Here is a 12,136-nt window from a genome sequence, read left to right as displayed (position 1 = left end):
TTATGTTTTTCTGATTCTGTAATGATATATGCACCCCAACCGCCTAAACCAGGATTGCCACGACAAGCGCCATCGACATAGAGAGTGATTGTTTGAGTCATATAAACCAAATCCGAACGCTAAAATGAGAGTCAAAATAAACCAGGTGAGTGGCATATTGTATAACGCAATTCCACTTTAAAAGTGTATTACATGGTTATTTTTTAAATTCTTGTAACATTTATAGTGAAATCGCGCTAAATTAATCCCTTGTGTCTACCACATGCTTCACTACAATGGCAGATCTAAAAAATAAATTTTATACGAGTTGTTTGGATTTTTTTATGTATAAACCAACCGCGATTTTGTGGCAGCCTGCATTACCCAATTTTTTAAAAATAACTGTACTGGGTTCAGCTCTAGCTGCATTGGGACTGTCGGGCTGTTCCTCAAGCCAGAGTGCAACACACAGCTCAAAATCGAAAATGGTCGGTTCTTCTGGATATCTAGATGCCAACAGCTTGGATTCATTAGAAGATTTATTGTCTGCAACCGATATGAGAGCAGTAGAAGGCGATCGTTTGCTAATCTTGAAGCATGGTGACGTCTGGAAGCGCATGACGGTTGGTTTTAAGATGGATCACACCCATTGGGACTCTCGTATTGAAGCCCAGCGCGGCTGGTTTATTTCCCGACAACCTTATCTGGACCGTTTGAGCGCACGTGCTTCACGTTATCTTTACCATACGGTGAAAGAAGCGGAACGTCGTGGTTTGCCGACAGAACTGGCTTTATTGCCGATTATTGAAAGTTCCTATGACCCTGCAGCAACCAGTAGTGCAGCAGCGGCCGGGATGTGGCAATTTATTCCAAGTACCGGGCGGATTTATGGTTTAAGACAAACCAGTTTGTATGATGGTCGTCGTGACGTGGTGGAATCCACCCGTGCAGCTTATGAATTTTTAGGTGGCTTGTATAATCAGTTTGGTTCATGGGAATTGGCTCTGGCTGCGTACAATGCCGGTCCGGGACGAATCCAGCAGGCGATTAACCGTAATAAAGCGGCAGGTTTGCCGACTGATTACTGGTCACTGAAACTGCCTCAGGAAACCATGAACTATGTGCCACGTTTTTTAGCAGTGGCACAAATTATTAAAAATCCGGGTGCATATGGGGTGTCTTTACCACCGATTGCCAACCGTCCTCACTTTAGGGAGGTATCGGTAGGACCGGTGAACTTGAATGAAGTCGCTTCTATTACCGGTTTAAGCCGTGCCGAACTATATCAGCTCAATCCGGGGCATCGTGGGGACTGGATTGATAGCCAAAGCCCAATGAAAATTATTATTCCTGCGGATTTAAGCCCGGCTATTGATGCCCGGCTGAAAAAGCTTTCACCAAGTTCAGGGGCATTATGGGCCAGCACAGCTCAACCTTTCACCCCACAAAGAAGCAATCCGCCTGAGTTAAATACTCAAGTGATTAATCCGGTAAAAACGGCACCACCAGTATTAACTACGACTACCACCAAAAGCTCTCAGCCAGCGACCACTGCACCAGTTAAAGCAGCGAACCCTGTAACGGCAACAAAGCCTTCTACAACTGCACGTATAGCTACGCCTCAAGGCTCTGATGCCTTGGCATCTTTTGCTGCAAATAGTGATATTCCAAGTGCGCCACGTATTCCTGTTGCACTGAGTCAGGTGGCGAATGTCAAGCCTGTCACTGTAGAGCCACCCTTGTCTGCGACTGAACGTGAACAAATTATGGCGGTCGTGAAAGCAGAAGGTGAAAATAAAACGGTAGAACAGGTACTTCAACCTGTAGCCAGTAAAGCTGAACAGGAAAAAGTAGTCGCAGAAATTAAAGCCATTGCACCGCAAGGCACCGAAATTGTTGATCCATTTGACGGCAAGATTAAGTTAACAGCCATTCAAACCAGCCTGTCAGTCGCCGAACAGCAAGGTAAAGAATTAACCAAAGGTTTCGCTTATCCAAAAGGTGTGGCGGAAAGTACCAAGGCTGACTCTGAAGAAGCTAAACGCAACCAGGGTAAAAACTACATTAAGACCGATTCAGAAGTGGTTGTGGTACCGCCTAAAGGAAAACGCACGACTTATACTGTTCAGCAGGGAGATACCTTAGCTGTCATTGCCATGAAAAATGGTCTGAACTGGCGTGATGTGGCGAAATGGAACCAGATTGATCCAAGTTCACCGCTATATGTCGGTACCAGTATTTATCTGTATGATGCCAAGCCACAAAATACCGAAACATCTGCATCGGCTAAATCTAAAGCACAGCCTGAAAGCTATGTGGTTCAAGCCAATGATAGTCTGACCGGTGTTGCTGGCCAGTTTGGCTTATCGGTTAAACAGCTGGCAGATTTTAACAATTTGTCGGTAAGTAGCGGTTTACGTGTCGGGCAAAAATTATCTTTAAAAGAAAGTGCGCAAAGCAATTCAGATCCTGCTGAAACTAGAAGCAATAATTCAAAATCTACTGCATCTACTGCCAAAGTGAAAACCAAGTCTTATGTAGTGAAACGTGGTGAATATCTCAAACTGATCGCAGACCGTTATGCCTTGTCCAATCAGGAATTGGCCGATTTAACTACCGGTTTGAGTGCGGGCAGTAGCCTCATAGTGGGACAAAAAATTAATGTGCCATTGAATGAAGTCGAAACCAGAACAGAGACCAAGCCGGAAGAAAAATCCATTTCTGTGAAAACAGAAACGGCTACTGGAGAATCTGCCTATAAAACTGAAAATTATCGCGTTCAACGTGGTGATACTTTAACGAGTATCGCGGCACAGTCGAAAATTTCCTTAACTGAATTGGCGCAGCTGAATAAATTATCCAATACTCAGGGTTTACAGGTAGGTCAGACCCTGAAAATTCCTGCGAGTTTAACGGTTCCGGACAGTTATACGGTGCAATCAGGCGATAGCTTGTCTGCCATTTCTGCAAAATACAATTTAGGTATGGATTATATTGCCAATATCAACGGGATTAACCGCAATACTGGCTTACGTGTGGGACAACGTTTGAAACTCACGGGTGAAGAGCCTGTTGCTGTCTCGAACAAAGCAGAAGCAAAAATTGAAAAAGTCAGCTTTGAAAAGAGTGATAGCCATGTGGTTAAACCTGGCGAGACCTTAAGCAATATTGCGAAAAAATATCATTTACAGCTGGATTATCTAGCTGCATTGAATGGCCTAACCCGTAATTCCAGCGTGCGTATCGGGCAACGTTTAAAAATTGACGGAGAACTTCCGAAACTGGAAGCAAAAGTGGCTGAACCTGTAGCAAAAGCAGTGAAATCATCGAAAAATACCGATGCCTATACCGTAAAAGCAGGTGAATCTTTAAATGCCATTGCCAACCGGACAGGAGTATCGGTTGCTGAATTGGCAGCGATGAATGATCTGAATACCCGTGCCGGTTTACGTGTGGGTCAGCAGATTGTGGTGCCTAAAACTGTGGTTGAATATAAAATCAAACGCGGGGATACCCTGATTGGCCTGGCCAACCGTTATGGTTTAGATAGTGCGAAACTCGCCGAAATGAATGATCTGCAACCCAATAAACAATTGCGTATTGGTGATGTGATTAAAGTTCCGAACTTATAACAATACGTCACGACAGGGAGTCAGTTTAGATGTCATTTGCCAGGGCGAAATATTGGGGTTTTGCATGGGGTTTTAGTCTTTTGACGCAAGGGCTATGGGCTGCAGTGCAGACCACGCCTTATATTGCCATTCATAGCCAACCCAAATATGCAGGTTTGTCGGTCATGCCTTATGCCAATGCCCATGCGCCTAAAGGCGGGTATTTAAGTACGGCAAGCAATGGCACGTTTGACAATTTAAATAGCATGAATGGCAAAGGCAGTTCAACCGATGGGGTGGAATATCTGTTTGATTCACTGATGTCGAATTCACTGGATGAGCCGGGGGTCATGTATCCCTTGCTGGCGGAAAAAGTGACCTATGATCCCAAGCAGACCCAATATGTCATTTTCCATCTCAATCCCCGGGCACGTTTTAGCGATGGCAGTGCAGTGACTGCCGAAGACGTCAAATTCACTTTTGATACCTATAAAACCAAGGCCAATCCAGGACTGCAGATGTATCTGTCCGATCTGGATGAAACCGAAGTGTTGTCCAGATATGCGGTCAAGATGAGTTTTAAGTCTGACAATAATGCAGAAATGCCGCTGATTCTGGCGCAGATGCCGATCTATTCAAAACGCGATTGGCAGAAAAAAGATTTCACCCGAGTGACTATGCAACCTATTTTAGGTTCAGGGCCATATCTGATTGACCGTATAGATGCCGGTCGCAGTATCAGCTATAAACGCAATCCGAATTACTGGGGCAAAGATTTGGCGGTGAATAAAGGCCGCTATAACTTTGACCGCTTAAAATATGTTTATTACCGTAATCTGGACATTGCCTTTGAAGGCTTTAAGTCGGGTCAATATACCCTGCATGAAGAATTTACCGCGCGAAAATGGGTCACGGAATATCGTTTTCCAGCCGTCCAGGCTGGCATGGTAGTGAAATACCGCTTTCAGCATCAGAACCCGATTCCAACACAAAGTTTTGTGTTTAATAGCCGCCGTGCGCCTTTTCAAGATATCAAGTTTCGTCAGGCCATTACTTATGCTTACGATTTTGAATGGCAAAACAAGGCGCTGTTTTATGGACAATATCGGCGCTTACAGAGTTACTTTGCCAATAGCGAACTGGAAGCCAAAGGTGCTCCAAGTCCTGCAGAGCTGGCCATTTTAAAACCCTATCTAGCCCGACTGAATCCCATTCAGCGGCAGGGTGTTTTGAAAGATTGGAAATATCCGGTGTCTGACGCCAGCGGATTTAACCGCAATAATCTGCTGACTGCCCGCCAGTTGCTCATTAAAGCCGGCTATACCTTTAAAAATGGCCGTTTGCTCGATACCAAAGGTAAGCCGATCCGGATTGAATTTTTAATTCATCAGGATGGTTTGCAGCGCACCTTGATGCCCTTTATTCGCAATATGAAACGTTTGGGAATCGAAGTTGCTATCCGTCATGTTGATGTGCCGCAGTATATCGAGCGCATGCGGACCAAGGATTTTGACATGACCACCAGTGTGATGCCGCAGTCTTTAAATCCGGGCAATGAGCAGGCGCAGTTCTGGGGCAGTGCCTCGGCCGATCAGCCGGGGAACTACAACTATGCCGGCATTAAAAATCCTGTGATTGACGACATGGTACAACAGGTCATTCGTGCACCGAGCCGTGAGCAATTGGTGCTAAGAACCCGGGTGCTGGATCGTTTGTTGCGTGCCGGTTATTATCAGATTCCGACCTATGGCAAAGGTGAAAACTGGTTTGCTTACTGGAACATGTATCATCAGCCGAAGGTCAAACCGAAACTATCATCGGGCATTGATTATTGGTGGAGTGATGCCGGGCAAGCCAAAAAAGTCACCCGGTATTTAGGTCAAAAATAAACAATAAGGCATAACGCAGGCACAAGGAACACTGTTTCGATGGGCATATATATATTAAAAAGACTGCTGCTGATTATTCCAACGCTGTTTTTCATTTTATTGATTAACTTTGTGGTGATCCAGATTGCACCGGGTGGACCGGTTGAGCAAGCCATTCAACAGGCAGAAACTTTTCAGGGCCTGGGTGCAACGGGTGGCGAAACGGCCAGTGCCAAAAGTAATTATCAGGGTGCCAAAGGTCTAAGTGAAGAAATGGTAGAGAAGATTAAAGCTCAATACGGTTTTGATCAGCCTGCGCACATCCGTTTCTGGGACATGCTAAAAAGTTATGCCAGTTTTGATTTTGGCAGCAGTTTTTTTAAAGACAAGCCGGTGACACAATTGCTGTGGGAAAAAATGCCGGTATCGCTGTCTTTAGGCCTGTGGAGCACTTTGCTGATTTATCTGGTGTCCATTCCATTAGGCATTAAAAAGGCGCGCCAGCATGGCATGCTGTTTGATAAATCTACCTCCTTGTTACTGGCGATTGGTTATGCCGTGCCTGCCTTCGTATTTGCCGTGTTATTGATTGTTTTTTTTGCCGGTGGTTCCTATTTTCAGTGGTTCCCGCTACAGGGACTGGTTTCAGAAAATTTCAGTGAACTGAGCGTATTGGGAAAAATTAAAGATTATTTCTGGCATATGACTTTGCCTTTATTGGCGATGGTAATCGGTGGTTTTGCCGGACTGACTTATCTCACTAAGTATTCCTTTATGGAAGAATTAAACAAGCAGTATGTACTGGCGGCGCGTTCTAAAGGCCTGACAGAATCACGGGTGCTGTATGGTCATGTGTTTCGTAATGCTATGCTGATTGTGATTGCCGGTTTGCCTGAAGCACTGATCGGGATTTTCTTTGTCGGCAACCTGTTTATCGAAATTATTTTCAATCTAGATGGTTTGGGCTTGCTGGGTTTTGAAGCGATTCAGCAGCGTGATTATCCGGTGATTTTTGGCACCCTGTTCTTATTTACCTTGTTGGGCTTAATTCTGCGCTTAATCAGCGATGTGCTGTATCAGGTGATTGACCCGCGGATTAATTTTGATTCGCGAGGTGCGGAATAATGTCGCCTTTAATGCATGCTCGCCTGAAACGCTTTCAGGAAAATAAACTTGGTTTTGGTTGTTTGATCATCTTTGCCGTGATTTTTGTGTTATCGCTGGCTTCTGAATTAATTGCCAACGATAAACCGCTGTTGGTGAGCTATGATCATTCGCTTTATGTGCCGGTGTTGAAGTCTTATCCGGAAACGGCTTTTGGCGGCGTATTCGAAACTGAAGCCGATTATAAAGATCCGGCAGTGCAGCAACTGATCAGCGAAAAGGGATGGGCAGTCTGGCCGCTGATTCAATATTCCTATCAAACCCCCAATCTGGAACTGGCAGTACCGGTACCTTCTGCTCCGACCTCGCAAAACTGGTTAGGCACCGATGATCAGGGACGTGATGTACTCGCCCGTATACTTTATGGTTTGCGCGTATCGCTACTTTTTGGCTTTGCACTCACCATTGCATCAGCACTGTTAGGCATTGCAGTAGGCGCAATTCAGGGTTATTACGGTGGCTGGGTCGATTTATTGGGCCAGCGGATTTTAGAAGTATGGGGCGGTTTGCCGATGTTATTCATGGTGATGATTCTGGTCAGCATGTTTACCCCAAACGTCTACTGGCTGTTTCTGATTATGCTGTTATTCGGCTGGACCACCTTGGTGGGATTGGTTCGGGCAGAGTTTTTAAAAGCACGTCATCTGGATTATGTCCGTGCTGCACGCAGTCTGGGGGTTACAGACCGGACCATTATGCTGCGCCATATCTTGCCGAATGCCATGAGTTCTAGCCTGTCGCAGTTACCGTTTATGTTAACCGCCAATATCACAGCACTTACCGCATTGGACTTTTTAGGTTATGGCTTGCCACCCGATGCAGCATCATTAGGTGAATTATTATTACAAGGCAAATCCAATTTGAATGCACCGTGGTTGGCGCTGTCGGGCTTCTTTACCTTGGCCATTGTTCTATCTTTATTGATTTATATTGGGGAGGCGACACGTGATGCATTCGATCCAAGACGCCAATAATCCGCAAGCGTTGTTAACCGTGCAGCATTTAAATATCCAGCAGGCAGAACATGTGCTGGTAGCTGACCTGAATTTTCAGTTGCATGCCGGTGAAACCGTTGCCTTGGTCGGTGAAAGCGGTTCAGGCAAATCGATTAGCAGTCTCGCTTTGCTTGGACTGTTACCCAGCACACTAAAAATAAAAGGTCAGGCCTTATTGGGACAGCAGGATTTGTTGTCACTTAAAACCGAACAGCTCAGACAAATTCGTGGCCATAAAATTGCCATGATTTTTCAGGAACCGATGACAGCATTAAATCCCCTGCATCGGGTCGAGAAAATTATCGGTGAAACGTTATTGCTGCAAGGCTGGTCAAAGCAAAAGACCCGGGCACGAATTATCGAATTATTAAAAGATGTCGGCATTAACGACCCGGAAGATAAATTACGCCGTTATCCGCATGAGCTTTCCGGTGGGCAACGTCAACGGGTGATGATTGCCATGGCACTGGCATTAGATCCGGACATTCTGATTGCCGATGAACCGACTACAGCACTGGATGTGACTTTACAGGCGCAAATATTACATTTGCTTAAATCATTACAGCAAAGCCGAAATATGGCCATGATCCTGATCAGCCATGACCTCAATCTGGTACGTCGCTATGCCGATCAGGTGATTGTGCTGAATAAAGGCAAGGTAGAGGAACAAGGTAGTGTAGCCGAGATCTTTAGCACACCGAAACAGGCTTATACCCGCGATTTACTGAACCATGATTTTGGTGAAGCCATTCAAATTGCAGAAGCTCCCAATCTATTGGCTTTACACAAGGTCGCGGTGAAGTTTCCCATCAAGCAGGGATTGTTGAATCGGGTCAAAGATTACTTTGTGGCGGTGGAACCCTTGGATTTACAATTGATGCAAGGTGAGTCGATTGGCATAGTTGGTGAAAGTGGATCGGGTAAAAGTTCACTGGCTTTGGCGATTACCCGACTGATTAAAAGTGATGGTGAAATTGTGCTGCTCGGTACCGATTTAAACCGGTGCAATGAAAAGCAGTTACGACCTCTACGCGCCGAATTTCAGATTGTATTTCAAGACCCGTTTAGCAGTTTAAACCCACGCTTAAATGTCGAGCAAACCATTGGCGAAGGATTGGGCTTAAAGAAACTGTCAGTCACAGAAATCTCACAGCGGATTGATGAAGCCCTAGAAAAAGTCGAATTGCCGATCAGCTTTAGAACGCGTTATCCGCATGAACTGTCTGGTGGACAACGCCAGCGTGTCGCATTGGCACGAGCCTTGGTCTTAAGACCGAAGTTACTGCTCCTGGATGAACCGACCTCAGCGCTGGATCGTACCACCCAGCGTGCGATCGTGAAATTGCTCAGACGCTTGCAGCAAGAACATCAGATCAGTTATCTGTTTATCAGCCATGACCTGCAAGTGGTCAAAGCTTTGTGTCAGAAAGTGCTGGTGCTGCGCCGTGCGCAAGTCATGGAATTTCAAAGTACAGAACAATTGTTTTTAAATCCACAAACTGAATATACCCGACAATTGATTGAAGCCAGTCAGTACATATAAATATACTGACAAGTCACATTGTCAGAATTACCATTGACGGATGATATAATCAGTTTAGAGTCTTAACTCTATATAAATACAAACAAATCAGGATTGAGATATGAGTCATCTGGCTGAAGCAACCACGATTCGAAATATCACTTTTAAAAATCGCATTATAAAGGGGGCGATGAGTGAAGCCTTGGCAAATTATCAAGGTCAGCCTGGCCAGTTACATTTTAATCTTTATGAAGCCTGGGCAAAAGGTGGCTTGGGCTGTGCCATTACCGGTAATGTGATGGTGGACTTCCGCGCCAAAAATGAACCGGGCGTGGTGGTGATTGAATCAGAACGTGATCTTGCCCAGTTAAAACAATGGGCAGAGGTTGGTAAACGCTATGGCATGGTACAGCTGATTCAATTGTCTCATCCGGGGCGTCAGTGTCCCAAAGGTTTAAATAAAGAAACGGTGGCACCATCAGCGGTGCCTTTTAGTCCGATGCTGGCCACCACATTTGGTACACCACGTGAATTACGTGAAGATGAAATCCTCGATATTATTCAGCGTTTTGCTACTTCTGCCCAAATCTGTGAAAAAGCCGGTTTTGAAGGTGTGCAGTTGCATGGGGCACATGGTTATCTGATCAGCCAGTTTCTATCACCATTGACCAATAAACGTCAGGATCAATGGGGTGGTTCAATTGAAAACCGCATGCGCTTTTTGCTGGAAATTTATAAAGCGGTCCGTGCAGTGACTTCCGATCAATTTATCATTTCCGTAAAGCTGAACTCGGCGGATTTCCAGCGTGGTGGCATTACTGAAGAAGAAGTGGCTACTGTATTTAAGGCGATTGATGCAGCAGGAATTGACCTGATTGAAATTTCTGGCGGTACTTATGAAGCCCCAGCTATGGCGGGTGCCAAGGCAGAAAAACGTAAAGCCAGTACCATTGCGCGTGAAGCCTATTTTCTCGACTTTGCCGAGAAAATTCGTAAAGAAGTGAAATGCCATTTAATGGTGACCGGTGGATTCCGTACTGTTGAAGGCATGAATGCGGCACTGGATAGTGGTGCCTGTGAGTTTATTGGAATTGCCCGTCCATTGGCAGTGGAAACCGATTTAACTGATCGTCTGATTGCAGGACAGGACGTGCGTTATGCGGTGGATAAAATCAAAACCGGAATTCCAATGGTAGATAAAATGGCGATTATGGAAATTATCTGGTATGCCGCGCAGTTTAAAGATATTGCACAGGGTAAACGTCCAAATCCGAAACTGTCACCGCTGAAAGTTTTCTTTAAATATGCTAAAGGCAATATCACGGCAATCATTAAAGGTCAGATTAATTCACGTCGTAGTGCTTAAGTTTAGCTGATCCAGCTTTAGACCGATAAGAATGAAATTCTAGTGCAGACCATTGTCCTTTCTCTAATATTAATTGAAAGGCAGGTCTGCTTTTTTATGGGTAGATATTTTAAGAGTGCATTATTTTTCTTAAACTTAAAAATAGAAAGCTAGTGTGTAAATTAAATACTGTTAAAAACAAAAAAGCCTGATTCAAAATGATCAGGCTTTTTTGTGAGATATTGCTATCTCGAATATGGCGACCCTACGGGGATTCGAACCCCGGTTACCGCCGTGAAAGGGCGATGTCCTAGGCCTCTAGACGATAGGGTCATCTAAAAAATTGGCGTCCCTACGGGGATTCGAACCCCGGTTACCGCCGTGAAAGGGCGATGTCCTAGGCCTCTAGACGATAGGGACGTTTCAGAGGTGGGCGTATATTAGGGTGAAAACAGGGGGGTGTCAAACGCTTTTCCAGAGTTTTTTGGAATTTTTCTTTTGAGTGCATAAATTTAAAACAATATTAGTAGAATACTTGAAAAATGCCGGATTTAAGCCGGATTTTTAAGTAATTCCAGAATAGCTTCAACGACCTGAGGATGTAGTAAATAGCCAGTAATATCATGTGGACGGTGAATATGTGTACGAATGCCATGATTGATGATTTCAGGTTCAAACTTGAATGGCGGTTGAGTAAGCGGAATGGCGGTGAGATAATCATCTGTTGAATAGAAATTGATCCAGTCGCCTTTAATTGCCTGAGGTCGTACCACTGGCTGTGCCAGGCTGGATTGAATCACCTGGAAAGCTAATGGCGAACCTAAAGTAATAAAACGCTGTACATTCAGTTCAGGGTGCTGGATGAGATGATTATAGGCAATCACACTTCCTAAAGAATGAGCCATTAGGATACAGGGTTTATCGCCATGCAGTTGCTGGCCAATTCGCTGATGCACCTGCTGCATGAATGTGAAATTTGCCAGATAAGAATAGGTTTCAATCAGAAATTTTTTGATCAGCGTATCATGCAGGCGAGGGAAATGATTCAGTAAGATCACAAAATCCCGTAATAGAGTATTCCGGCTCAAAGTACTAATAAACTTCACCTTCTGGTTAAAGGTCATGGCATCCTCAACCTTTAGCTCGGGAATTTCACAAATTTCAGGTGAATATTGATTGAGATGGGGTGTAAGTGGCCGGGATTTAACTGGAGACTGGAAAGGAAAGCGAGGCCAGTCTTGTGGCATCAAGGTGCTGGCATTTAGCACATTATGTAAATGATGACGGGACAGCAAGTCGCCATAAAAAGGAATACGGATATGCCGTTTCAGATAAGCAAAATGTGCCTGTTGATGTGACTGTTCCAGACCGCGTTTTAGCAGACTGAGCCAGCGTTGACGCAAAGATGCAGAGCTGAATTTCTGCTTGTTCATGCCATGAATATAAATAATTTTCATCGACACACCACGCTGGCTGCCTAGAACATTTTTAGTATAAATAAAAAAAAGCAGCCGAAGCTGCTCTTTTAATCATTTTAATGTTTAAGCATTTTTGTGATAGAACTTGTAGTAGCTGGCATAGCACAGTGCGATAAACAGCAGACAGCCAAAGAAACTGATCCGCATGCTCGGATCAAACACCATACTGATACA

Annotated in this window: 9 protein-coding genes and 2 tRNA genes; 6 read left to right on the top strand and 5 right to left on the bottom strand. The window is 44.7% G+C overall.

Annotation, left to right across the window (positions count from 1 at the left end):
* Positions 1 to 101 (bottom strand): ribonuclease HI (locus B2Y23_RS14565; RefSeq protein ID WP_291371588.1); only part of this gene is annotated, 101 nt, incomplete at its 3' end.
* Positions 102 to 323: 222 nt separating this feature from the next.
* On the opposite strand from B2Y23_RS14565, the gene B2Y23_RS14560 reads away from it, so the two are divergent.
* The 6 genes from B2Y23_RS14560 (at position 324) to B2Y23_RS14535 (ending at position 10,505) form a co-directional block, all read left to right on the top strand.
* The gene (locus B2Y23_RS14560) at positions 324 to 3,611 is read left to right on the top strand and encodes a lytic transglycosylase (RefSeq protein WP_291371584.1); all 3,288 of its coding nucleotides are present in this window, start codon (positions 324 to 326) and stop codon (positions 3,609 to 3,611) included.
* Between the two features lie 29 nt (positions 3,612 to 3,640).
* Positions 3,641 to 5,479: an extracellular solute-binding protein gene (locus B2Y23_RS14555; RefSeq protein WP_291371582.1), complete on the top strand. Its 1,839-nt coding sequence runs from the start codon at positions 3,641 to 3,643 to the stop codon at positions 5,477 to 5,479.
* A gap of 39 nt (positions 5,480 to 5,518) precedes the next feature.
* Complete coding sequence (locus B2Y23_RS14550; RefSeq protein ID WP_291371581.1) at positions 5,519 to 6,583, top strand: microcin C ABC transporter permease YejB; 1,065 nt, start codon at positions 5,519 to 5,521, stop codon at positions 6,581 to 6,583.
* Positions 6,583 to 7,596, top strand: a complete 1,014-nt coding sequence (locus B2Y23_RS14545; RefSeq protein WP_291371579.1) for an ABC transporter permease — start codon at positions 6,583 to 6,585, stop codon at positions 7,594 to 7,596. The genes B2Y23_RS14550 and B2Y23_RS14545 overlap by 1 nt, the downstream gene beginning before the upstream one ends.
* Positions 7,571 to 9,160, top strand: coding sequence for an ABC transporter ATP-binding protein (locus B2Y23_RS14540; RefSeq protein ID WP_291371586.1), 1,590 nt, complete (start codon positions 7,571 to 7,573; stop codon positions 9,158 to 9,160). The genes B2Y23_RS14545 and B2Y23_RS14540 overlap by 26 nt, the downstream gene beginning before the upstream one ends.
* Before the next feature lie 100 nt (positions 9,161 to 9,260).
* Positions 9,261 to 10,505 (top strand): NADH:flavin oxidoreductase/NADH oxidase family protein, encoded by a 1,245-nt coding sequence (locus B2Y23_RS14535; RefSeq protein WP_291371577.1) that lies wholly within the window; start codon positions 9,261 to 9,263, stop codon positions 10,503 to 10,505.
* Positions 10,506 to 10,741: 236 nt separating this feature from the next.
* Here B2Y23_RS14535 and B2Y23_RS14530 read toward each other — a convergent pair.
* The 4 genes from B2Y23_RS14530 to B2Y23_RS15505 all read right to left on the bottom strand — a co-directional run.
* A tRNA-Glu gene (locus tag B2Y23_RS14530) sits at positions 10,742 to 10,817 on the bottom strand.
* 11 nt (positions 10,818 to 10,828) lie between these two features.
* Positions 10,829 to 10,904 (bottom strand) — tRNA-Glu (locus tag B2Y23_RS14525).
* 131 nt (positions 10,905 to 11,035) lie between these two features.
* On the bottom strand, positions 11,036 to 11,941 hold the full coding sequence (locus tag B2Y23_RS14520; RefSeq protein WP_291371575.1) for an alpha/beta hydrolase: 906 nt from the start codon (positions 11,939 to 11,941) through the stop codon (positions 11,036 to 11,038).
* An 84-nt stretch (positions 11,942 to 12,025) separates the two neighbouring features.
* A partial coding sequence (locus tag B2Y23_RS15505; protein WP_414632130.1) for a hypothetical protein occupies positions 12,026 to 12,136 on the bottom strand: 111 nt, incomplete at its 5' end.

The sequence above is a fragment of the Acinetobacter sp. UBA5934 genome, assembly GCF_002430855.1.
Taxonomy (GTDB): domain Bacteria; phylum Pseudomonadota; class Gammaproteobacteria; order Pseudomonadales; family Moraxellaceae; genus Acinetobacter.
This window is presented reverse-complemented; position numbering and strand designations above follow the sequence as displayed.